A 20737-nucleotide genomic window follows, 5' to 3' on the forward strand; every position below is an offset into this window, starting at 1 on the left:
ATCCTCACTTTTCAGTTAATAGTCAGTAAAAAATTAGTTGTTATAACCGATATTGATGACGACACAGTCATACTCCAGCCCCAAATCATCTACTAGCTCGTTATTAATAAATCGATTTAACTCATCAAGTATATTCTTATCATCCATAATTTCTTCTACTGAATATCCAGTAATAGCAACAAATATTTCAAAACGCTCTTGAATAGTATTCATTATTTCTGGAGTTCCATCACACAACACGCTTACAACTATAGATAGTTTATTTGTCATAGAACTTTGTTCGTTGTTGTTTACCATTTATATTTTCCTCTTATATTTTTTGTTAGCCCCTTACGAGGAAAGATTATTTTTTTACTTTCTAAAGTTTTCTGAATACTCGACTAACATGGCAGCGACCAGTTCAAAGTTAACCTGATTAATATCACCACTATTACCTTCTTGGGCAGTGAACCTTTCAAAATTGTTCTGAATATGATTAATCACATGGATAATAAATGGACTCATAAAATCTGGATCATCCAAATAATCATTGGCGTCACCATCTCCATTAACTTCCATGAACATATTCCAGCTTGCGGAAAACGATCTGCATGCAAGGTCATAGAACAGTTCGATTGATTTATTAATACCTATCGTATCTTTAGACATATTTATATCCTCATAGTTAAATGCTTATTTAATTCATTGTATTTTTATTAGCCCCTTTCGGGGCCGAATACTCTGCTGTTAGCCCATGCCAAAAAGCAATGCCTTTATATGGACACTTTTCATTTCCAATATAACTTTATCCATATCAACATAAATCAGTCTTTCTCTTTTACCAGCTTCTTCCATATGCCCATCAAAACGCTTAGCCAGATAATCTTTAACATGTGAAAGATACGATTCCGTTCTATTATTATCTAACATAATAGATGCGACTAACTCATGATCTCCTTGCTCTTTATATATCAGCATTCCAGCCACATAAAGATACTTTGCCATAGCAAAAAATGTTTTTGTGGATAACTCTTTAATACTTTCCATTTCTTGATTATTCATTTTATTTCCTCTTGTTGTTATTAAAATATTTGTTATTCAGATACAGGACGTGAATCAGAAATGATTTTCTCAATCCATGCATCAATCTCACTTTCTATAAAGGCAATAGACCTTAAACCCGTTTTAACCTGCGATGGAAAGCGTCCAGCTTTAATAAGTGTATAGATCCATGTCTTTCCAAATCCCGTTCTCCTTATTACTTCGGGCAACCGAATAAGTTTTGGATGTTTATCTGTTTTGTTTTGAACCATGTTTATCTCCTGTGTTGTTCGATGGAGATAATTCTAGGATTTTGGCTAGTATTAAACTAGGGATGTTCACCAACAGTGAGTTTCGCGGAAATTTTTGGAGGGGTACTCTTTATAGGGACGTTCGCAGGTTGTGAACATCCCTTGTGTTTACTTTTTGTTTTTATCCGAGGATTTATCGTTAAGTGTTATCACGTCAACGACACCCCAATCCTTTAACACATTGTTTTTAATATAAAAATCATTTAAAACTTTGAAGTACTCATCGTTATCAAGATAACTTTTTGCGTAATGATAATCAGTATCTTTGATGTTCTCACTACTTCTGATCCCATTATTACCATGCAGGATGTCAGCTAAAATTGTGAAAGGTATATTCTTACCTTCGTTATAGAGCTGTTCCCATGAGATCAAATCCATCAAAGGGATAACTTTGTAATCAAGTATTCTTTCAAAGGTCTTATGACCAAACCTAAACTTTCGCTTCGGGGGTTTAGGCGTTTTTAGTTGCTTTTGCCATAAAGCAATCAGTACTTTCAGGTGTTCTGCGAGATCGTCACTGCTGGCTTCTTCCAAGTCAATTTCAATCAGCATCTTGTTAGCAGGGTTCATGCCTCCTTGTTTGAGATACTCAGAGATGTAGTCCGAACTCACTGCAACAGGGTCTGTTTGCTCTGAAGTCTCCAGCCGATACATAGCCCGCCCATAGTTGAACAATTGAACTCTGGTCATCGGCCTGACAGCATAGCTATGTGACAGTCTGTGATTGTCTGAAATCCAGTCCGATTTAAGTATCACATCACCACATCGGATTTTGGCATCATGGTATATCGCTTGCATTTGATTACTTTTGCCTGCTGTTTCCCATTGTTGCCTCGTTTTGTAAGCAAGCATCCGTCTTTCAAGCTCTGCATAGATTTGTTCTAGGGTGAGATCTTTCAGGCCATCATATCGGCGCACATCAAACCAAGATAAGGCTGCCCTGATATCTTCCATTTCCTTTTGTGTAGTCATTGTTCTACCGATTGCTTTTATGTTTCATAAAAGTTAACCCATTCAAGATGATAGAGAAAGTGGAAAAGAGGGGGCGGGTTTTCAAAATGATGTGAGAGCAGAGAAGTGATCTTGGATGTAAGAGCGTTCATCTTGACTAAACATTCTTTCTTTAATAAAAAATAACTAATTGTTTTACATCAATTCCTTTAACAAAAATAACGACAACATCATGTTGATATATAAAGTGAAATCAGATTCGTATAGTTAGATGGTTATGACAACAACCAATTGTTTTTAATTGACATTTTATTGATAATAAAATAATAATGATGGTAAATATGTTGGTAAAAATATAGTTACCTTTAAAAAAGTCACTAATAACAGGAGATACAGATGAAGTTCGAGTCCAGTCAGAGGAGCCATATTTGAGAAGCCCGCTTAAGGAAACTTAAGCGGGCTTTTTGCTTTTTTAAACACCCTACTTTCACGCGGCATTATGAATACCGGATTTTCATCGGATTAATTAACTGCCTCGACGCACAAAGCAACTGAGGGTCTAAATTCAGGATTGGCCTTCCCACTGGCTATAGAGATCCAGCACTGCCGCTGCAAAATCATCATCAACCGTATAGAAATAGCATTCCGGTACGTTAAGTACTTTGGCAAAAGCACACATCATTTCAAACGTTGGGCGGTGTATTCCACTCTCGTATTGAGATACGCGTGAGCGAGCCGTAGCCTCTTCAATACCAGCCGATATCCCTAATTTCTCTTGAGTGAAATTAGCCCGTAAGCGAGCAGTTTTAAGACGAGCGGGCAACATAGCGGCACCATCCATAAAGAATATTGCCCGCATGTTTAGCATTACTATACAGATGAAATGCTTAGAGTTCCTGAACAACAGGGGCAAAACAGCCGTGCTGCTATCAGGAATGTTCCTGATCTTTCAGATAAAGCGCCAAAACCCTTTCCGCAAAATCATCATCAACCGTATAGAAATAGCATTCCGGTATGTTAAGTACTTTGGCAAAAGCACACATCATTTCAAACGTCGGGCGATGTACCCCACCCTCGTACTGAGAAATACGAGATCGGGCTGTTTCTTCCTCTATACCGGCCAGAACACCCAGCCGTTCCTGAGTCAGATGAGCATTTAATCGAGCTGTTTTGAGACGAACCGGGAGCATCAAAAGTACCATCAATGATCATACATTGACTTAATGTTTAGCATTACTTAACATCGCTCTTGTTTAGACATCCTGAACAAAAGAGTTTTATTAGAAACGACAGAACAAGGAAGGTAAAAATGACTGCTACTGACTGGCACCCGGCAGACATCATCGCCGGGTTAAGAAAGAAAGGAACCTCACTGGCTGCAGTTTCGCGTAATGCAGGTTTAGCGTCCTCCACGCTAGCAAATGCACTAACAAGACGCTGGCCCAAAGGGGAACGGTTGATCGCTGAAGAACTGGGCGTTGCGCCACAACAGATTTGGCCGTCCCGTTATCATAAACAGGAAAATTAGTGACGCTAAAACCAATCTCCCGATCTTTATTTGAGCTATGCCAATAAAGGTCGGGCGAACGGCAATGTATTCCCTTTTCCCTCTGCGTTCCCGTTGCCAGCCGCCCCAATACGCCGTATGTTGAATCCCCTTCTCTAGTCTTGATTAGTTGCTTTACGCGTTGAGGAAAAATGGAATCATTGTTTGTCTACGGCACGCTCCGCCCCGGCCACGTTAATGCACATATCATGGAAAACATTGGCGGAGAGTGGCTGCCGGGCTATGTGCGCGGCACTTTTTACCAACGGGGCTGGGGAGCAGCTGCCGACTTTCCAGGCATCGTGCTGGATAAAAGTGGCCCGGAGGTTAACGGCTATCTGTTTTTCTCTCAAAATCTGAAAGAACACTGGCCAATGCTGGACGAATTTGAAGACGGTTACGATCGTGTTGAAGTCGAGGTCACCACGCGTGATGGCCGCACCGTCACCGCGTGGATTTATGAGTTGCAGCCGCAGCGTTAGCAGAAGACCGAAAGCAAGTCCGGTCTCCTACTTTTAGCCGGTTAATTCACGGCAAGCCTCAGCGCTAAATAGTCCGGATAAGGGTTAAAGTAGTTCTGCGTCTGCAGATAACGGTCCGGGTATTCCGCCAGATAATGTTTTAGCAGCGTCAGGGGAGCCAGGATCGGCAACAACCCATCGCGATAGTGCAGGATCACATCCCGCAGCTCACCGCGCTGGCGAGTATTCAACTGTGGACGAAAATATCCCTGAATATGCATCAACACATTGGTGTGATTTTTCCGCGAGGCGGGCATTTTAAGGATAGCCATCAGTTTCTCGCGGTAGGCCACAAAGAAGCTGTCCAGGTCGTCCCACTGATGCAATGAGGCGACGAAAGGCCCAATTTCACGGTAACCCGCCTGATGGTGTGCCAGCAGCTGAAGTTTGTACCGGCTATGGAAATCGAGTAACGCACGGCGGCTCAGGCCGCTGGCCCGCAGCGTGTTCAGCTCATGCAGTGCGAAAACGCGCTCCACAAAGTTCTCCCGCAGCATCGGATCATGCAGGCGACCATCTTCTTCCACCGGCAGCCAGGGGAATTTCTCCAGCAACGCTTTGGTGAACGTTCCCACGCCCTCCTTACGGCCAGGATTGCCCTTCACGTCGTACAGCCTGACACGTTCCATACCGCAGCTCGGCGACTTAGCACAAACGATAAATCCAGTAAGTCCATCCAGCCCCGAGACATAGTTCGTGGCGAAATCGGCCATTTTTTCCGTGACGTCATCATGCGGGGCCTGGCTGAAACGCATTCTGATGTCCCCCTCCCCTAATTTAACCAGGCGCAGAGCAGGCCGGGGGACAGGTAGCCCAATCGCCATTTCCGGGCAAACGGGTTTGAACGTCACACTCTGAGCCAACCCCTCCATTACAAAGGCCATTCGTTTGTGCCCGCCGTCAAATCGCACAGCCGAACCGGTTAAACAGCCGCTGATCCCAATCACAGGTTTCGTGTTCATGGCTTTATCCTCTCTGCTTTGCGGGTGAATAAACGCGTGACTGTGCCCAGGGTCACTGACGTTGTGTATAATTAAAACTTGCACAAATGCTTAAATTTGTCCAAGTTTAGATTAAGGTTTTTCATAAAAACCAATAATTTCAATTTATTGAAGTAATGAGTTCGATGCGAGAATTTTCATTTTTGACAGCAAAGATCGACCCACCACGTTTTCAGCAGGTCGTTTGATGAGCATGTCGCGGCGGTGCCGAACGAACTAGAGGGGAATGATCTCGAGAGTAGCGCCCTGCAGCTGCCAGAGCTCCAGTTGCTTTTTGCGTGCCGCCGTCAACTTACCGGATGTGACCAGCAGCCATTTTCGATCGGGAAAGATTTCCGGGGCCAGTACGGCAGGCGGAACTGGAAGCACGTCGATACGGTGCCCCTGACCGGTACGTCTGAGCGCTTCCAGCCAGATTTCACAGGGGTCGTTCAGATGCCAGCCGGTAATCAGGCAGTTGTCACCCGCCGCTCGCTTATCCCCTTCGAGGCAAAATGAGGTGTAGGCGATAATGATACCGTCAAGGATTTCGCGCAGGGTCATGATTGCCGGTACGTTAGCCGAGACTTTACTGCGCAAGGGGCGCAAAACCTCCGTCACCAGTTCTGCGCGGGGATACTCCCGACCTGCATCGTAGATAAGCTGGCGAAGGGATTCGATCTTTCCCTCATTCAGCCGCTGCAGCATACTTTCCTGCAGGCCTTGCCAATTGTCCGCTCTGCGCGTTTCAGGCCGGGCCAGCAGCGGCTTCACCTGACTGACGGGCACCCCTTTTTTCACCCAGTCGAGAATGTTAAGCGCCTGCTGGATATCGGCATCGCTGTACTGCCGGTGGCCACCTTCGGTACGCAGCGGCTTAAGCAGGCCGTAACGACGCTGCCAGGCACGGAGCGTGGTGGCGTTTATCCCACACAGCCTGGCAAATTCGCCGATAGAGTAAGTCATGAGATGCACCTGATAACCATGAATATTCACAATATACTACGAATTATGCCGGGCTGAACGAAGCGCAAAGCGTCGCACTTTATTTTCAATGCCCAAAGGGAAAACGTTCACCCTGTTACCGGCTTTGATACCCACGGCTGAAGAAATCCCCACCAGAGAAAAGTCTGGCAGGGACCCGGCCGACTAAAGGGATAATTAGCTTAAATCGTGCAGGTCGTTATTCAGCGCCTCACTCAGCCTAATCTCTTCGAAGTTCACCGCCAGCCCACCGCGCTGCGGGGTGCAGCACATTACCCCAACCCTGCATGTGTCGGATGCCGGGAAATGCGCCAGCCTCAGTAGCGGCCAGGTTTTGCCGTCGGCAGAATACTGCAGCCGCAGACTGTCGCCTTTTCGGGTCAGGCGCATCCAGAACAGATTCGCATTACCAGGAAACACGCCGGTTGCCCAGTCGGAATGGCCCAGCGTCAGCACGCTGCCAATGGCCGGGGCGCCGTCGTTAAACTCGATCCCCGCTTTTAGCCAGTGGGATTCATCCATCAACAGCATGATACCAGCCTGATCGTAGAGCGCGCTAAAATCCGCTTTTACCTTCACCTGGAAGGTAAAATCCCCGCTCACATCGCAGCCATAAAAATGGCCGGAGAAGCGCTCAAAGCCGTACCACGTTTTGCGCCAAAAATCGGTTTGTTCGTCGGTGACGACAGAAAGCACGCCGTCGCCTTCACGCCAGACTTTTGGCGCATTAATCCAGTAAAAATCCGTGTTCATGGCATGACCTTTTCCCTGTTGTATTTAACGCCAGCCCAGCGCTGGCGCAACGTGCTTCAGAATAGATTCGATTACATGCACGTTATAGTCCACGCCCAGCTGGTTTGGCACGGTTAACAGCAGCGTGTCGGCTTCAGCAATCGCTTCATCCTGCGCCAGTTGCTTAATGAGCAGTTCCGGCTCAGCGGCATAGCTGCGGCCAAAAATGGCCCGGGTTTGTGGCTCGATATAGCCGACCTGGTCGCCTTCTTTACCGCTGCCGCCAAAGTAGTTGCGGTCACGCTGGTCCATTAACGCGAAGATGCTGCGGCTAACGGAAACGCGTGGCTCACGCGCGTGACCAGCTTCTTTCCAGGCGGCGCGATAGGCGCGGATTTGCTTCGCCTGCTGGATATGGAACGGCTCGCCGGTTTCATCGGTTTTCAACGTGGAGCTTTGCAGGTTCATCCCCAACTGTGCCGCCCAAACCGAGGTCGCATTGGAGCTTGCCCCCCACCAGATACGCTCCCGCAGCCCGGCAGAAAACGGCTCAAGGCGCAGCAGACCCGGCGGATTAGGAAACATTGGCTGCGGGTTCGGCTCGGCAAAACCTTCCCCTTTCAGCGCCTCGAGGAACACTTCGGTATGACGACGCGCCATATCAGACTCGGTTTCTCCTTCCCCTGGCACATAGCCAAAATAACGCCAGCCGTCGATCACCTGCTCCGGCGAGCCACGGCTGATCCCAAGCTGCAGACGGCCCCCGGAGATCAAGTCCGCCGCGCCCGCGTCCTCCACCATGTAAAGCGGGTTTTCATAGCGCATATCGATAACGCCGGTGCCGATTTCAATACGTTTAGTTTTTGCCCCAATGGCCGCCAGCAGCGGGAAAGGCGAGCTTAGCTGGCGAGCAAAGTGGTGCACGCGGAAATAAGCGCCGTCCGCGCCAAGCTCTTCGGCGGCAACGGCAAGGTCGATGGACTGCAGCAGCGTATCCGCCGCAGAGCGCGTGCCTGACTGAGCGGCAGGCGACCAGTGACCAAACGAGAGAAAGCCAATCTTTTTCATCGGATATCGTCCTTAGACTCGGGGGTAACCGGCCTACAGTGACAAAATTCCCGCCCCGAGTGCCAGCAAAATATTGCGATACCGCACTAAACGGATCGTCGGTTTCAGCAGGGGCAGACACTGCGCCCGGCGATTGTAATCAAAAAGTAAATGTCGTATAACAGGCACCTCCGAGGGGTGTCCTGTATGGGCTGAGATGGCGCAAGCCGAACCCTTTGAACCTGATCTGGGTCATGCCAGCGAAGGGACGGTCGACAATGACAGTTCTGTTATTGTCTGTTCATACCTCTGCGCGCCCGGATCTCCATTTACCCAGGAGGTCCCATGTACACCCCACTTTTCGAAAACGGCCTTTACGGACGACTGCGTGAGCAGGCCGGCCATCACTGGCAGGATTACGTCAATCATCCTTTTTTGCAGCAGCTCGCCGCCGGCACGCTGCCTAAAGCTGCATTCCAACGCTATCTGACCCAGGATTACCTTTTCCTGATTCATTTTGCCCGCGCCTACGCGCTGCTGGTCAGCAAACTCCACACGCTGCCGGAAATGCGCTCCGCGACCGCTTCGCTAAATGCCATTGTCTCCGAACTGCCGCTCCACGTGGCTTACTGTCAAAGCTGGGGACTGGACGAGACGCAGATGGCCGCCGAAGAGGAAGCGCCTGAAACCCTGAATTACACCCGCTACGTGCTGGATATTGGTCATTCAGGTGACGCGCTCGATTTGCTGGCTGCCCTGCTGCCCTGCGTGGCCGGGTATGCAGAAATCGGCCTTGGCCTGCTGCATAACCCCGACACGGTGATGACAGGCAATCCCTACGCGAACTGGATCCGTAACTATGGCGATGAAGGCTATCTCACCGGTGTACAGGCCGCTGTGCAGTTGCTCGAAAACGTAGGCCACCAGCGTGGCGCGGAAAGCCGTTTCCCGGAGCTATCGAAGATTTTTACCACCGCGACGCAGCTTGAATCCGCGTTCTGGCAGATGGGGCTGAATGCCTCATGACCGACAGCGCGACTTCGCCGGGCATTCAGGTTCGCGATCTCAGCCTGCGGTTTGGCCAGCAGACCATTTTTGAGCGGCTGAATTTTGATATTCCTGGCGGCAGCTTCGTTACCCTGTTGGGCGCGAGCGGGGCAGGTAAAACCAGCCTGCTAAAGATCATCGCCGGGCTGGCACAGGGCAGTGCCGGTAGCGTGACCTGCAGCGACGGCCTGCCGGTTTCGGGGCGCATCGCCTGGATGGGGCAGAACGATTTGCTCTATCCGTGGCTCAGCATCGAGCAAAACGTCGCCCTCGGGTCTCGCCTTCGTGGTGAAGCGGTCGACAGCCAGTGGACCGGGCATTTGATTGAGCAGGTCGGGCTGGGTGGCTATGCCAAAGCCTTGCCCGCCTCGCTGTCGGGGGGGATGAGGCAGCGCGCCGCCATCGCCAGAACGCTTTACGAAAAGCGCCCGATAGTGCTGATGGATGAGCCGTTTTCGGCGCTGGACGCCATCACCCGCACGGCCATTCAGGATCTGGCGGCCAGGCTGTTGGCAAACAATACCGTGCTGCTGATCACCCACGATCCGATGGAAGCCTGTCGGCTCAGTCACCGCCTGCTGGTGCTGTCTCGTTGGCCAGCGGGTATCGACGATACGCATGTTATTGCCGGGCAACCGCCCCGCGCACCGGACGATGTGGATCTGCTCCAAAGCCAGGCCGGGCTGCTGCAGCAATTGATGAGGGCCGCCGAATGAAGCCGATGTCAGAGACACATGCTACACGCCTGCGCCGTGGGCTGACCGTTTTTGCCGGGCTATTACTGCTTTGGTATCTGTTCACTCTCGGCAATATTCCCGCCTTTCTTCTGCCCTCTCCCGCTGGCGTGGCGCAGGCACTGTGGGATGGCCGCGATTATCTCGCCTGGCACACGCTGGTCACCGCCTCAGAGATTATCAGCGGGCTTGTTCTGGGCGTGCTCCTCGGCGCAGGCCTGGCGCTGGGCATGATGTTTTCCCCCCGCCTGCAGCGCTGGCTGATGCCGCTGGTACTCACCAGCCAGGCTATTCCGGTCTTTGCTCTGGCACCGCTACTGGTGCTGTGGTTCGGCTTTGGCATGAGCGCCAAAGTGGCGATGGCGGTACTGGTTATCTTCTTCCCGGTGGTGTCGTCGTTCTTCGATGGCCTGCGTCGGGTGAACAACGACTATCTGGATCTGGCCCGCACGATGGGGGCTTCACGCTGGGCGCAGCTCAGGCACGTTCGGCTGATGGCTGCGCTGCCTGCTTTTGGCTCGGGGCTGCGCATGGCCGCCGCCGTGGCCCCCATCGGGGCAATTATTGGCGAATGGGTTGGCTCTGCCGAAGGGCTGGGCTACGTCATGCTCAACGCCAACGCCCGCATGCAAACCGACGTCTGCTTTGCCGCGCTGTTTATTTTAGTCCTGATGACCGTTCTGCTTTGGCTGGCGGTCGATGCCCTGCTGCGGCGGCTGATTGCCTGGTCGCCTGAAAACAACGCATAACCGTCTTAATTAAGGAATTCAGAAAATGAAAAAAACGCTGTGTGGCCTGCTGCTCACCGCCGCCTTTGCCGCTCAGGCCTCCGCCGCTGAAAAGCTAACCCTGGTGCTGGACTGGTACATTAACCCCGATCACGCACCGATTATGGTGGCCGAACAAATTGGCGCTTTTAAGGCCGAAGGGCTGGACGTGAAGATCATCCCTCCGTCTGACCCGGCGCTACCGCCGCGCCTGGTTGCCGCCGGGCAGGCCGATCTGGCCATAACCTACCAGCCACAGCTGCACTTTTTTGCCGATCAGGGCCTGCCGCTGGTGCGCGTCGGCACGCTGATTAACTCCCCGCTGAACACCGTGATGACGCTGGACCAAAGCATCAAATCTCCGGCGGATCTCAAAGGCAAAAAAATCGGCTATTCCGTCAGCGGTATCGAGCAGGCGACGCTTGCCACCATGCTTAACCATGAGCATGTTAAACCGGAAGAAATGAAGCTCATCAACGTCAACTTCCAGCTGACCAGCGCCCTGCTGGCGGGCCAGGTGGATGCGGTGATCGGTGGCTACCGCAATATCGAAGCGCTTGAGCTGAAGCTTCAGGGGAAAACGCCGGTGGTGTTTAACGTCGAGGACTACGGCGTCCCGGCCTACGATGAGCTGATTTTTGTGGCGAACCGTAAAACGGCCAGTGAACCGAAGATCAAAAAATTCCTCGCCGCGCTGAAAAAAGGCAATGAGTACCTGCAGGCGCATCCGCAGGAAACCTGGCAGGCCTTTGCCAAAGCCCACGCGGAGCTGAACACCGAACTGAATAAGCAGGCCTGGCAGGCAAGTCTGCCGCTGTTTGCCGCCGACCCAGCCAAACTCGACCGGGCCCGCTACCAGGCCTATGAGCAGTTCCTGTTTGATAACAAGCTGATCAAGAAAATCACCCCGGTAGATGACTACGCCGTAGAACTGCACTAAGCCAGATAGTCCGGCCGCCTGCAAACGGGCGGCCGGGCATTCCGTCAGTCAAACCAGGCATCTATTGGATCGTAATAGCGTGCCCAGGCTTTGGGACCTTCGGCCATTTCGGCATCGGTGAGTAAGGCATACTCTAGTTTCTCGCGCAGATCCGCCTCATCCATATCAATGCCGATGAAAACAATCTCCTGACGCGCATCGCCAATGCCGTCTTCCCAGTACTTTAAAATGTGTCGGAGGCTTTCGGCATCCTGCGGCCACTGTTCACGAGGAATGCTGGCCCACCACATGCCAGCCAGCCCCTGGCGCATTACGCCGCCGGCGTGGGACCAGGATCCGGCATGCTGAGGACGACTCGCCAGCCAGAAAAAACCTTTGGAGCGAATCACGCCTTTTAGCCCGCCGTCGGTCACCATCTGAAATCGCGCCGGGTGGAAGGGACGCCGGGCGCGAAAGACAAAATTACGAATGCCGTATTCTTCGGTTTCGGGCGTATGCTCCCCTCGCAGCTCTTTTAGCCAGCCCGGTGCCTGGGCCGCGGCGTCAAAATCAAACAGCCCGGTATTCAGAACCTGGTCGAGGCTAACCTGGCTAAACGCCGAAGTGATGATTTTTGCCCGAGGGTTAAGAGAATGCAGTACGGACACCAGGCGGCGTTTCTCTGCATCGCCGATAAGGTCGGTTTTATTGAGAATAAGAACGTCGCAAAATTCTATCTGGTCAATCAGCAGGTCAACTACGGTGCGTTCGTCCTCTTCACCCATAGACTCTCCACGAGACTGAATGCTCTCATGAGACTCATAATCCCGAAGGAAGTTAAAGCCGTCCACCACCGTCACCATCGTGTCTAGCTGGGCGATATCGGACAGGCTTTCGCCCTTGTCGTCCACAAAGGTGAATGTCTCAGCCACGGGCAGCGGTTCGGAAATACCGGTAGATTCGATGACCAGGTTATCAAAACGTCCTTCCCGAGCAAGCTGGCTAATTTCCACCAGCAAGTCTTCGCGCAGGGTGCAGCAAATGCAGCCATTGCTCATCTCCACCAGCTTTTCATCGGTGCGCGTCAGGCTTGAACCGCCCTCACGCACCAGCGCGGCGTCAATGTTCACCTCGGACATATCGTTGACGATCACCGCCACCCGCCGCCCTTCCCGGTTATTTAAAATATGATTCAGCAAAGTGGTTTTTCCGGCTCCTAAAAAACCGGACAGCACTGTTACGGGCAGTTTTTTTGGCCGATTGCTGGCCTGTGTTAACGATGACATTGCGACTCCTTACTGACTGCGCAGTTATTATTGATATGTTATAACATAACAACAATGTTTTGTGTTGTCATGCCGAAGCGAAAAAACCAAACGTAGAAATGAAAAAAGCCAGCGGATGCTGGCTTAAAGAAGGAATGAAAGGTTACTGCAGGCGGAACACGCGCACCAGGTCACGCAGCTGTTTTGCCTGGTCGTTAAGCGACGCCGCCGCCGCGACCGACTCCTCTACCAGCGCGGAGTTTTGCTGGGTGGTGGAGTCAATCATGCCAATGGCGCTGTTGATCTGGGAAATGCCGTCGGTTTGCTCCTGGCTGGCCTGCTTGATCTCCCCGAGGATGGTGTTCATTTCCTGCACGTTTTCGATCATACCGGCAATCTGCGCGTTCGCTTTTTCCACCAGCCCCATGCCTTCACGAGTCTGGGTGGTTGAGTTCTCAATCAGGCTTCTGATCTCACTCGCAGATGAAGCACTTTTTTGCGCCAGTTGGCGAACTTCCCCGGCCACCACGGCAAAACCACGGCCGTGTTCTCCGGCGCGAGCCGCTTCCACCGCCGCATTCAGCGCCAGAATGTTAGTCTGGAACGCAATGGAGTCGATAAGGTTAATGATGTCCGACATACGATTGGAGGTTTCATTAATCACGCGCATTTTGTTGGTGACCTGAGACATCATCTGGCCGTTGTTTTTCACCACCGTTGCGGCTTCGGAAGAGAGTTTGGTTGCCTCGTTGGTGTGGTCAAAGGTGTTTTTCACCGTAGAGGTAATCTGCTCCATAGAAGCAGCCGTTTCCTCTACCGAGCTGGCCTGCTCTTCCGTGCGCGCCGCAAGATCCTGGTTCCCGGCAACAATTTGCGCGGCGGCAGAAGAGATAGTCTCCGACCCCTGCTGAACCTGGTGGACAATCTCTTGCAGGCGGACTTTCATGCTCATCAGCGCCTGCAACAGTTCGCCTGTTTCGTCTTTATGGGTCACCGTGATGCTGCCCGTCAGGTCACCTTCTGCAATCGCCTCGGCAAACTCAACGGCCTGAACCAGCGGGCGGGTGATGGAACGAACGATGAACATGCCAATCAGGCTGCCCAGCGCGATACTCAGCAAGGTCAGAAGGACAGTAACCAGGCGGTTAGAGCGGTAATCTTTATCTACCTGTTGCCCCGCAGAAGTCATCTTTTGGTTCTGGATAACGATCAGTTCCTGCACCTTGTCTTTGTATTTTTCCTGAACCTGGATGGTGGTAGACATCATTTCCTGCAGCGCGGCGGCGCGATCGTTCTGTTGAACCGCCTGTAAAATACGGAAACGCGAGTCCAGATACTCTTTACGAATATCGGCCAGTTCCCGCAGCGCTTTTTGTGAAGCGGCGTCGGTGCTGGATTTGTTCAAGTCTGCCAGCAACGCTGTAATATGCGCGCTGATCTCCGCCAGGTGTTTTTCTGACTTCTGGCGAAATGCACCTGCTTCATCCAGCAGCATCAGCTGCTGCGTATTCACAAACTCCTGGAAACTCTCAATCAGATCGTTGGCTTTAACGGTTGTTGGGTAATCATTATTAACAATCGTTTGAATGCCGGTATTTGCCCGACTCAGGCTGAGCAAAGAAAGCCCTGAGCTGAAGATCATCAGCACAATAAAAATAGCAATCGTCAGCGTTAATTTGCTGCGAATTTTTACATCATGTAGTGACATTTTTTCTCCCTTGGGAAGCATATTTTTATGAATGCGCGAAATCCCCTGCGGCCGAAACAGCAGAAAATAAATAGCACAAAGGGATGGAAGCACCTCGTACAGGCTTATCGGATATATTCAGATTAACTTTATGAATTTGATCGGTTTTTTCTTATGGTCAGGCCAGATAGATAGCTGAAAGCTATTAATTGAATCGCGATTGATCGGTAATTTGCGATAGGGAACGATTTTTACTTCTATTTTTCTTGCGGGAATAGTTTCCCCAACACTATTTTTTTAAATACAGCAAGCGCGCGGCAAATATAAATTCACCACGCGCCGATTTATTTAATTATTTAATAATTTATTAACAACTCTGAATTACCCTGATCAGCGCGGGGAAATATCAGATTTGATAATCGATGGCGGGTTCTTCCGGCTCCAGCGCCAGGCGCTTAATCTCTTCGACCGACAGCTCAGGGTTGCACAGCTCAATAAAGCGCCAGACATAGTTCCGCTGCAGTTGCCCACGGCGGATCCCGAGCCAGACGGTATTCGCGTCAAATAAGTGGCGCGTGTCCAGCCGCACCAGGCTCCCCTCTTCGCCGCTGGCCTGGTCGGCCACCAGCCCAATGCCCAGGCCGAGTTCAACGTAGGTTTTTACGACGTCAGAATCCTGCGCACTGAGTACCACATCCGCAGTTAAACCGCGCCGGGCAAATGCTTCATCGATACGGGAACGCCCGGTAATGCCCTGCCGGTAGGTGATCAGCGGCCAGCGGCTAATATCGTCCAGCGTTAGCGGGCTGGTATGAATTAACGGATGCCCCTGTAGAACCAACAGGCTGTGATACCAGCGGAACCAGGGATAAGCCACCACCAGAGGATCGGTACTCAGGCGTTCGCTGGCGATGCCGATATCGGCAGCTCCGCTGTGCAACAGCGATTCAATTTCCTGCGGCGTGCCCTGAATCAGTTCGAGCCGAACTTCTGGAAATAAGGCGCGGAAAGCTTTGATCACGACCGGCAGGCTGTAACGAGCCTGCGTGTGGGTGGTGGCTATTGTTAGCACACCGCTGGTGTCGTTGGTGAAAAGATCGGCCAGGCGACGCACGTTGCTGGCTTCATTGAGAATGCGTTCGGCAATCACTAACAGGGCTTTACCCGGTTCGGTCATACCTAATAACCGTTTGCCGCGGCGAATGAATATTTCAATCCCCAGCTCTTCTTCCAGCTCGCGAATATGGCGGCTGACGCCAGACTGAGAGGTGAAAAGCATATTGGCGACTTCGGTGAGATTGTAGTCCCGCCGCGCCGCCTCGCGGATTATTTTAAGTTGCTGGAAATTCACATCGCCCCCGGGATCATGACTGTTCTTTACACCATTGTTAAAGTCACAGCCCCGGCGGGACAAATAATAAAAACCAGCAACCTATTCCATTTAGTAATAAGCGGACTTAGCCCACCAGCATCAGTTCGCGATTTTCCAAAGCAGGACGGGTTACCAAAGACATAAGAATTTCTTTTACCGCCTGGGCCTGAGGCGACAGCGGTAAACGCGCGGACAGGTTCAGCGACAGAGGTAAATTTAACGACGGGCTGGTAATGCGAGCCATCCAGCCACCGGCTGAATCGGCAAGTGAACGAGCGGCGGATTCCGGCAACACGGTCACGCCCATACCGCTGGCAATGGCCGCAGTTAAGGTCGAAATAGACTCGATCTCACCGATAATTTTTGCCGTCAGGCGACGCAGGGAAAATGCTTCGTCCACGCGCTTGCGCACTGCGCTGTAGTCGCGTGGCAGGAAAAGATTCATGGCGGCAACGTCCGACAAATCAACACTGTTGCCCGGGCAGTCGCGGGTGCCCACAAGGAATAAATCCTCTTTCAGCAGCGGCTGGCTGGTCAGCCCCGCCGTAGGCGTGCGGTCATACAGCACGGCCATATCAAGCTGCCCGCTGAGCAGTTTGTCATTCAGCTGTGAACCACTATTTTCATGCAGATACACTTGCACATCCGGCAGCTCGGCGCGCACGGCCTGCAGCAGCGGCATGGTGATAGAGGACGCAGCCATACCCGGCGCAAGACCAATGGAAACAAGGCCTTGCATAGTCTGGCCAACGTTATTCACCGCCAGCTGAGCCTGCTCACACTGGCGCAGAATCGTCCGCGCGTGAGCATATAAAATTTTCCCGGCTTCCGTTGGCGTGACGCCGCGCTTAGTGCGGATCAACAGCTGCTGATCCAACTCCCCTTCCAGAGTGGCAACCTGCTGGCTTAGCGCCGGCTGTGCGATGTGCAGTACTTCTGCCGCCTGTGTCAGGCTGCCAATATCAACAATTTTTACGAAGTACTTCAGTCGTCTTAAATTCATTTTGCCCCCTATTACGGAATGCCAGCGCCAGTGATGGCAGTGATGTCGTAAAGGGTTTTGCAATATGCTTGCCACATTTCTCGTTTACGGCGCAAACGCGTTAACAGGCTGGATAATAAGAGAAACTGATAAAGAACTCGCGGGGATTAACGAAACAGGAGGCTTGCTCATGCCCCATAAGAGGTACAAATGCACCATTGCGGTGCATTTCAGCAAAAAACAGCGTGCCGGTGATAAGCCGACACGATGATTCACACGCCGGCCCACCACAGGCGCATTTTCATTCCCCAGTAGCTCGTCCAACCGCTGGTGGTGGACACCACCTTGCCTTTTTCGACGATAACAAACGTAGGCGTGACGCCAATCTGCCAACTGCGGGAGATTGCGCCGTCGGCGTCGTTGATCACCGGGAAACTCACACCTTTACGCGCCAGCCAGCGGGAAACCTCACTGTCATTCCCAGAGCGAAGCGCAATGGTTATCACGTTCTGCCCTTCGGCCTGCAGCTTCGCAACGTCCGGCGTGGTGAAACGACAGACAGCACACCAGCTGGCCCAGAAATAAACCAGCAGCGGGCGCTCCGCGCTCAGCGCGCCGAGCGTGACATCCTGCCCGTCCAGCGTGTACAACGGCGTGGCATCAAAGGACGCTGGTGACTGGGGTGCACGCCACCAGTCCATCACCAGCATCACGCCCGCCAGCAAAACCAACAGAATTAATCCTTCCCGCAGCCAGCGCCGCAGTTTACTTGCCATGAGCGGCCGCCAGTTTTTCTTTTACCACCTCTTCCAGCGTTTCCCACGGTACCGCACCGGGGATCATTTCATCGCCAATAATGGTGGCTGGCGTGCCCTGCACGCCCACGATGCGCGCTAGCTGAAGGTTGGTGCTTAAGGTTTCCATGCTTTTTTCGTCCGGGGTTACCGGCGTTGTCCCACTCTTTTCAACCGCAGTCGCAATGCTCGCCGCATCGTGATAGCCCTTTTTCTGCATCAGTTTTTCATGCAGCGCCAGGAACTGATCCGGATGCTGACGCCAGGTGGTCAACACCGTACGTGCAGACAACACGGAGCTTTCGCCTTTAAACGGCAGAGGTTTCACGATCACCGCCACATCCGGGTATTTCTGCACAATTTTTTCAAGCATCGGATCGAGCTGTTTGCAGTACGGACAGTTGTAATCGGTGAAGTTCACCAGGGTTAATACCGGCTTTTTGGCGCCGAAGCGCGGGCTGGCCGGATCGTTAAACAGCGCCTGCTCAATCAACACTTCCAGCTGCTTTTGCTGCTCGGCGGAAAACGGAGCGGGCTCTTCTTTTGCTGCCAGCGCCAGGCCGGAGAACAGCGAGAGGATCAGAATAAAGACGTATTTCATGGTGTTGCTCCTTTGGCTTCATCCAGGGTTGTCAGCACCGAATCGCGTGACAGTAACGTAGGCAGCACTTTGCCTTCCGGCAGGCCTGGGCCATAAATTTGGTTGAACGGCACGGCGACCTGGCCACGGCTTCTCAAAAAGTCAGTGATTTGCTGGGACGGCAGCGTCCAGTCGCCGCGCAGGGCAACCACGTCCGGCGCCTGCAGCGCAGCCTGCACATCCTCTTTATTGAGCACGTTGTATTTGTTGGCTTTGCAGGTAATGCACCAGTCGGCGGTGACATCGATAAAAACGCGTTTATGCTGCGCCAGTGCGTCCTGAATCGCCTGCTCGCTGAGCGGCTGCCAGGCGATGTTTTCCTGCGCCGGCTTGCTGCCCGAAACGCCGAAATGCACCAGCAACAGACTTGCCAGCCAGATAGCCGAACCTAACATCAGCAGGCCCAGCACGCGGCGAAGCCAGGTCATCCACTTACCCGGACGAGGCAAACGCATGGCCAGACCGGGACGAAGCGCGATCAGCAGCCACGGCAGGCTCATCCCCAGTCCTAATGCCAGGAACAGCCCCCACAGCACCGGATAAGAGGCCGTGAGCGCAACTGCCACCGCAGTCCCGAGGAAAGGCGCGCTGCACGGCGTCGCCAGCAGCGTGGCAAACGCACCCTGCCAGAAATGCCCGGCCATACCGTTGCCACCCTGCGTTGCCAGCCGGGTATTCATATTGGAAGAGAGCCTGAATTCAAACAGGCCAAACAGGTTCGCACTGAAAGCCAGCATCACCAGCGCCATAAAGCCGATAAACCAAGGGTTCTGGAACTGAATGCCCCAGCCCAGCGCCTGGTTAGTCAGCCGCAGGATGGTCATCAGCAGCGCCAGCACCATAAAGGAAGCGATGATCCCCGCGACCGAGGCTAAAAACTGGCGCCGCACCAGGCCCCGGTCTTTCTGCTGCACCAGCAGAATCGAGCCAAGCTTCATCCCCAGTACCGGCAGTACGCACGGCATCAGATTAAGGATCAGGCCCCCCACCAGCGCCATCAGCACCACCTGCCAAAGCGGGAAGGCATCATTTCCCCCTGCCGCTGCAGGAGCTGAGCCAATGGTGAGCGTGTTTTGCTGAGCAATGCCGTTGTCGGCCAAAACCAGGGTAACCGATTTCCCACGCAGATCCGGGGCGCCCTCACCCCAGCTGTCGCTGACCGGCACCGTGGCCTGCAGCGAGTCGCCATCAATGCGGAACGTTGGCTTGCCAAGATCGGCCTCTTCCGGCGGATCCAGATAAAGGCCCGGATTTATCCAGCCTCCGGCACGCACGGCGTCGATAACCAGGCTTCCCTGGCGATAGCCCGCCTTGAGTGAATCCGTCAGTCCGCTGACAACCGGCACCTGGCCCATCGCCTGAGCAAAATCATGGGCAAACTGAGCATCTGCCGCGGAAGGCGTGACGCTAAAGGAATAATCGGTCAGCAGGCAGACGTTACTGCAGGTAGAAAGTGTCAGCACGCCACGGACAGTTTCCGGCATCTGGCCGTGAAACACCATTGGAATGGTAACCCGGTCGTGATAGCCCTGGGTGGTGATCCCGGCGACGTCAAAACGCGCTGGCGTGGGCCAGAACCACTCCACTTTCGGCATGTTTCCCTGCCAGGTAATGGCCGGCGCAACGCCGCCTTCCCCAGGGGAGCGCCAGTAGGTTTTCCACCCTTTTTCTAGCTTCACGTCCAGTAAAAGACGCGTTTCGTTATTGCCCGAGGTGTCCGCGCGCAGCCTGACGCTGGCGTGATCGTTATCCGGCGATTGCAGCCAGCCAGACTCTGCCGCCCAGGACACGGGCAGCCATAGCATGAGCAGGCACAGCAGCGCCTGCCTGAAGCGAATAAACATGTTTTTTCTCCGTAAATGATTAACTAACTGTAGGTAACAGCCGGTCTGTCATTCACGGAACACGCAGAAGCGTAGATGCACCCTTAGGGTGGGCGGTGAAGTGGCTCTTGGGGGTGAGAACGGCATTCGCGTGGAACGCACGGGGGCCAGCAGTGAAAGTAGCAGGCAAAGGGCAAACAACGCCCCGTCAAACAAGACTGGTGGCACGCTCAATAATGATTTGGCGCTAAGTTCGCACGGCGTGACCGGTGAGTCACCGTCGGCCTGCGGGTTCTCGGCCTGAGCAGCAACGGCGCCGGCTACGGTTTCCATCTGCAACGCGTGCAGGCCCGCCATGCGCTGTGCGGTACACACCAGTACCACAACACATGCCAGGCAAAGAAACCAAATCCCTATTCGCCGCTGTTTTATCATCAGGTCCTCACTGTTTAACCCGGCTTATCTTAGCGGCTGGCGAAAGATTGGCAATCTTTGTGCTGTAAAGTTATGTCTGAGCATGATTTCTGGTGAAGTTTGCTTGTTTTATCGGCAAACGATACAAAAGGTGCCTGGGAGGCTTTGACAAGCCCGTGTGGCCTCGCTAATATGCGCCTC

Annotated in this window: 25 protein-coding genes and 1 riboswitch; of the genes, 6 read left to right on the plus strand and 19 right to left on the minus strand. The window is 52.6% G+C overall.

Going from position 1 to position 20737, the window contains the following annotated elements; translation table 11 throughout:
• Positions 1 to 33: 33 nt before the first annotated feature.
• From CNE01S_RS19445 to CNE01S_RS24695, 7 genes are all read right to left on the minus strand, one after another.
• Positions 34 to 270 carry a hypothetical protein gene (locus CNE01S_RS19445; protein WP_061277888.1) on the minus strand — a complete coding sequence of 79 codons (237 nt, stop codon included), beginning with the start codon at positions 268 to 270 and terminating at the stop codon, positions 34 to 36.
• Between the two features lie 81 nt (positions 271 to 351).
• A complete protein-coding gene (locus tag CNE01S_RS19450; protein WP_061277863.1) occupies positions 352 to 648 on the minus strand; it encodes a hypothetical protein in 297 nt (98 codons plus the stop codon).
• Between the two features lie 78 nt (positions 649 to 726).
• Positions 727 to 1041, minus strand: a complete 315-nt coding sequence (locus CNE01S_RS19455; RefSeq protein WP_061277864.1) for a hypothetical protein — start codon at positions 1039 to 1041, stop codon at positions 727 to 729.
• Between the two features lie 32 nt (positions 1042 to 1073).
• Positions 1074 to 1292: a helix-turn-helix transcriptional regulator gene (locus tag CNE01S_RS19460; protein WP_005969708.1), complete on the minus strand. Its 219-nt coding sequence runs from the start codon at positions 1290 to 1292 to the stop codon at positions 1074 to 1076.
• Positions 1293 to 1439: 147 nt separating this feature from the next.
• Positions 1440 to 2303, minus strand: a complete 864-nt coding sequence (locus CNE01S_RS19465; RefSeq protein ID WP_061277865.1) for a DUF6387 family protein — start codon at positions 2301 to 2303, stop codon at positions 1440 to 1442.
• A gap of 544 nt (positions 2304 to 2847) precedes the next feature.
• Positions 2848 to 3108: a helix-turn-helix domain-containing protein gene (locus CNE01S_RS19470; protein WP_061277889.1), complete on the minus strand. Its 261-nt coding sequence runs from the start codon at positions 3106 to 3108 to the stop codon at positions 2848 to 2850.
• 103 nt (positions 3109 to 3211) lie between these two features.
• Complete coding sequence (locus tag CNE01S_RS24695; RefSeq protein WP_072279182.1) at positions 3212 to 3472, minus strand: helix-turn-helix domain-containing protein; 261 nt, start codon at positions 3470 to 3472, stop codon at positions 3212 to 3214.
• 119 nt (positions 3473 to 3591) lie between these two features.
• Between CNE01S_RS24695 and CNE01S_RS19480 the strand changes: the two genes are divergently transcribed.
• A complete protein-coding gene (locus tag CNE01S_RS19480) occupies positions 3592 to 3810 on the plus strand; it encodes a helix-turn-helix domain-containing protein (RefSeq protein ID WP_061277867.1) in 219 nt (72 codons plus the stop codon).
• A 170-nt stretch (positions 3811 to 3980) separates the two neighbouring features.
• Entirely contained in the window at positions 3981 to 4310 is a 330-nt protein-coding gene (locus tag CNE01S_RS19485; RefSeq protein WP_061277868.1) for a gamma-glutamylcyclotransferase family protein, read from the plus strand.
• A 41-nt stretch (positions 4311 to 4351) separates the two neighbouring features.
• Here the strand turns inward: CNE01S_RS19485 and CNE01S_RS19490 are convergent, their stop codons facing one another.
• The 4 genes from CNE01S_RS19490 to CNE01S_RS19505 all read right to left on the minus strand — a co-directional run bounded on the left by CNE01S_RS19490 (position 4352) and on the right by CNE01S_RS19505 (position 8113).
• Entirely contained in the window at positions 4352 to 5311 is a 960-nt protein-coding gene (locus CNE01S_RS19490; RefSeq protein WP_061277869.1) for a YbgA family protein, read from the minus strand.
• 255 nt (positions 5312 to 5566) lie between these two features.
• Positions 5567 to 6295: a MerR family transcriptional regulator gene (locus CNE01S_RS19495; RefSeq protein ID WP_061277870.1), complete on the minus strand. Its 729-nt coding sequence runs from the start codon at positions 6293 to 6295 to the stop codon at positions 5567 to 5569.
• Between the two features lie 195 nt (positions 6296 to 6490).
• Positions 6491 to 7066 carry a DUF1349 domain-containing protein gene (locus tag CNE01S_RS19500; RefSeq protein ID WP_061277871.1) on the minus strand — a complete coding sequence of 192 codons (576 nt, stop codon included), beginning with the start codon at positions 7064 to 7066 and terminating at the stop codon, positions 6491 to 6493.
• A gap of 24 nt (positions 7067 to 7090) precedes the next feature.
• Complete coding sequence (locus CNE01S_RS19505; protein ID WP_061277872.1) at positions 7091 to 8113, minus strand: LLM class flavin-dependent oxidoreductase; 1023 nt, start codon at positions 8111 to 8113, stop codon at positions 7091 to 7093.
• 163 nt (positions 8114 to 8276) lie between these two features.
• A riboswitch (TPP riboswitch) is annotated at positions 8277 to 8378 on the plus strand.
• 59 nt (positions 8379 to 8437) lie between these two features.
• Here CNE01S_RS19505 and CNE01S_RS19510 point away from each other — a divergent pair.
• From CNE01S_RS19510 to CNE01S_RS19525, 4 genes are read left to right on the plus strand one after another with little or no spacing between them, the layout of a single operon-like run.
• Positions 8438 to 9118 carry a TenA family protein gene (locus CNE01S_RS19510; RefSeq protein WP_061277873.1) on the plus strand — a complete coding sequence of 227 codons (681 nt, stop codon included), beginning with the start codon at positions 8438 to 8440 and terminating at the stop codon, positions 9116 to 9118.
• Positions 9115 to 9855, plus strand: a complete 741-nt coding sequence (locus tag CNE01S_RS19515; RefSeq protein ID WP_061277874.1) for an ABC transporter ATP-binding protein — start codon at positions 9115 to 9117, stop codon at positions 9853 to 9855. The genes CNE01S_RS19510 and CNE01S_RS19515 overlap by 4 nt, the downstream gene beginning before the upstream one ends.
• Entirely contained in the window at positions 9852 to 10622 is a 771-nt protein-coding gene (locus tag CNE01S_RS19520; protein ID WP_061277875.1) for an ABC transporter permease, read from the plus strand. Before CNE01S_RS19515 ends, CNE01S_RS19520 begins: the two co-directional genes overlap by 4 nt.
• Positions 10623 to 10647: 25 nt before the next feature.
• Positions 10648 to 11580: an ABC transporter substrate-binding protein gene (locus tag CNE01S_RS19525; RefSeq protein ID WP_061277876.1), complete on the plus strand. Its 933-nt coding sequence runs from the start codon at positions 10648 to 10650 to the stop codon at positions 11578 to 11580.
• 44 nt (positions 11581 to 11624) lie between these two features.
• Here CNE01S_RS19525 and zigA read toward each other — a convergent pair whose 3' ends face one another.
• The 8 genes from zigA to CNE01S_RS24700 form a co-directional block, all read right to left on the minus strand.
• Positions 11625 to 12845 (minus strand): zinc metallochaperone GTPase ZigA, encoded by a 1221-nt coding sequence (zigA, locus tag CNE01S_RS19530; protein ID WP_061277877.1) that lies wholly within the window; start codon positions 12843 to 12845, stop codon positions 11625 to 11627.
• A gap of 142 nt (positions 12846 to 12987) precedes the next feature.
• Complete coding sequence (locus CNE01S_RS19535) at positions 12988 to 14532, minus strand: methyl-accepting chemotaxis protein (protein WP_061277878.1); 1545 nt, start codon at positions 14530 to 14532, stop codon at positions 12988 to 12990.
• 385 nt (positions 14533 to 14917) lie between these two features.
• Positions 14918 to 15862, minus strand: a complete 945-nt coding sequence (cbl, locus tag CNE01S_RS19540) for an HTH-type transcriptional regulator Cbl (RefSeq protein WP_061277879.1) — start codon at positions 15860 to 15862, stop codon at positions 14918 to 14920.
• A 106-nt stretch (positions 15863 to 15968) separates the two neighbouring features.
• Positions 15969 to 16886, minus strand: coding sequence for a nitrogen assimilation transcriptional regulator NAC (gene nac, locus CNE01S_RS19545; RefSeq protein ID WP_008458002.1), 918 nt, complete (start codon positions 16884 to 16886; stop codon positions 15969 to 15971).
• A 251-nt stretch (positions 16887 to 17137) separates the two neighbouring features.
• The gene (locus CNE01S_RS19555; RefSeq protein WP_061277881.1) at positions 17138 to 17641 is read right to left on the minus strand and encodes a protein disulfide oxidoreductase; all 504 of its coding nucleotides are present in this window, start codon (positions 17639 to 17641) and stop codon (positions 17138 to 17140) included.
• A complete protein-coding gene (locus CNE01S_RS19560; protein ID WP_061277882.1) occupies positions 17631 to 18260 on the minus strand; it encodes a DsbA family protein in 630 nt (209 codons plus the stop codon). Before CNE01S_RS19560 ends, CNE01S_RS19555 begins: the two co-directional genes overlap by 11 nt.
• Positions 18257 to 20143, minus strand: a complete 1887-nt coding sequence (locus tag CNE01S_RS19565) for a protein-disulfide reductase DsbD family protein (protein ID WP_061277883.1) — start codon at positions 20141 to 20143, stop codon at positions 18257 to 18259. Before CNE01S_RS19565 ends, CNE01S_RS19560 begins: the two co-directional genes overlap by 4 nt.
• A 48-nt stretch (positions 20144 to 20191) precedes the next feature.
• Positions 20192 to 20557: a copper resistance protein gene (locus CNE01S_RS24700; RefSeq protein WP_072279183.1), complete on the minus strand. Its 366-nt coding sequence runs from the start codon at positions 20555 to 20557 to the stop codon at positions 20192 to 20194.
• Positions 20558 to 20737 lie beyond the last annotated feature (180 nt).

Origin of the sequence: Cedecea neteri NBRC 105707 = ATCC 33855 (assembly GCF_001571265.1) — a bacterium.
Classification (GTDB): Bacteria; Pseudomonadota; Gammaproteobacteria; order Enterobacterales; family Enterobacteriaceae; genus Cedecea; species Cedecea neteri.

Excerpts from the sequence above, each read along its gene's own strand:
- CNE01S_RS19560 (WP_061277882.1), bottom strand. The coding sequence starts at position 18,260 with ATGAAATACGTCTTTATTCTGATCCTCTCGCTGTTCTCCGGCCTGGCG.
- CNE01S_RS19510 (WP_061277873.1), top strand. The coding sequence starts at position 8,438 with ATGTACACCCCACTTTTCGAAAACGGCCTTTACGGACGACTGCGTGAG.
- CNE01S_RS19470 (WP_061277889.1), bottom strand. The coding sequence starts at position 3,108 with ATGTTGCCCGCTCGTCTTAAAACTGCTCGCTTACGGGCTAATTTCACT.
- CNE01S_RS19520 (WP_061277875.1), top strand. The coding sequence starts at position 9,852 with ATGAAGCCGATGTCAGAGACACATGCTACACGCCTGCGCCGTGGGCTG.
- zigA (WP_061277877.1), bottom strand. The coding sequence starts at position 12,845 with ATGTCATCGTTAACACAGGCCAGCAATCGGCCAAAAAAACTGCCCGTA.
- CNE01S_RS19555 (WP_061277881.1), bottom strand. The coding sequence starts at position 17,641 with ATGGCAAGTAAACTGCGGCGCTGGCTGCGGGAAGGATTAATTCTGTTG.
- CNE01S_RS19565 (WP_061277883.1), bottom strand. The coding sequence starts at position 20,143 with ATGTTTATTCGCTTCAGGCAGGCGCTGCTGTGCCTGCTCATGCTATGG.
- CNE01S_RS19500 (WP_061277871.1), bottom strand. The coding sequence starts at position 7,066 with ATGAACACGGATTTTTACTGGATTAATGCGCCAAAAGTCTGGCGTGAA.
- CNE01S_RS19525 (WP_061277876.1), top strand. The coding sequence starts at position 10,648 with ATGAAAAAAACGCTGTGTGGCCTGCTGCTCACCGCCGCCTTTGCCGCT.
- CNE01S_RS19535 (WP_061277878.1), bottom strand. The coding sequence starts at position 14,532 with ATGTCACTACATGATGTAAAAATTCGCAGCAAATTAACGCTGACGATT.
- CNE01S_RS19490 (WP_061277869.1), bottom strand. The coding sequence starts at position 5,311 with ATGAACACGAAACCTGTGATTGGGATCAGCGGCTGTTTAACCGGTTCG.
- CNE01S_RS24700 (WP_072279183.1), bottom strand. The coding sequence starts at position 20,557 with ATGATAAAACAGCGGCGAATAGGGATTTGGTTTCTTTGCCTGGCATGT.
- CNE01S_RS19485 (WP_061277868.1), top strand. The coding sequence starts at position 3,981 with ATGGAATCATTGTTTGTCTACGGCACGCTCCGCCCCGGCCACGTTAAT.
- CNE01S_RS24695 (WP_072279182.1), bottom strand. The coding sequence starts at position 3,472 with ATGCTCCCGGTTCGTCTCAAAACAGCTCGATTAAATGCTCATCTGACT.
- CNE01S_RS19450 (WP_061277863.1), bottom strand. The coding sequence starts at position 648 with ATGTCTAAAGATACGATAGGTATTAATAAATCAATCGAACTGTTCTAT.
- nac (WP_008458002.1), bottom strand. The coding sequence starts at position 16,886 with ATGAATTTAAGACGACTGAAGTACTTCGTAAAAATTGTTGATATTGGC.
- CNE01S_RS19445 (WP_061277888.1), bottom strand. The coding sequence starts at position 270 with ATGACAAATAAACTATCTATAGTTGTAAGCGTGTTGTGTGATGGAACT.
- CNE01S_RS19465 (WP_061277865.1), bottom strand. The coding sequence starts at position 2,303 with ATGACTACACAAAAGGAAATGGAAGATATCAGGGCAGCCTTATCTTGG.
- CNE01S_RS19460 (WP_005969708.1), bottom strand. The coding sequence starts at position 1,292 with ATGGTTCAAAACAAAACAGATAAACATCCAAAACTTATTCGGTTGCCC.
- CNE01S_RS19495 (WP_061277870.1), bottom strand. The coding sequence starts at position 6,295 with ATGACTTACTCTATCGGCGAATTTGCCAGGCTGTGTGGGATAAACGCC.
- CNE01S_RS19515 (WP_061277874.1), top strand. The coding sequence starts at position 9,115 with ATGACCGACAGCGCGACTTCGCCGGGCATTCAGGTTCGCGATCTCAGC.
- CNE01S_RS19455 (WP_061277864.1), bottom strand. The coding sequence starts at position 1,041 with ATGAATAATCAAGAAATGGAAAGTATTAAAGAGTTATCCACAAAAACA.
- CNE01S_RS19480 (WP_061277867.1), top strand. The coding sequence starts at position 3,592 with ATGACTGCTACTGACTGGCACCCGGCAGACATCATCGCCGGGTTAAGA.
- CNE01S_RS19505 (WP_061277872.1), bottom strand. The coding sequence starts at position 8,113 with ATGAAAAAGATTGGCTTTCTCTCGTTTGGTCACTGGTCGCCTGCCGCT.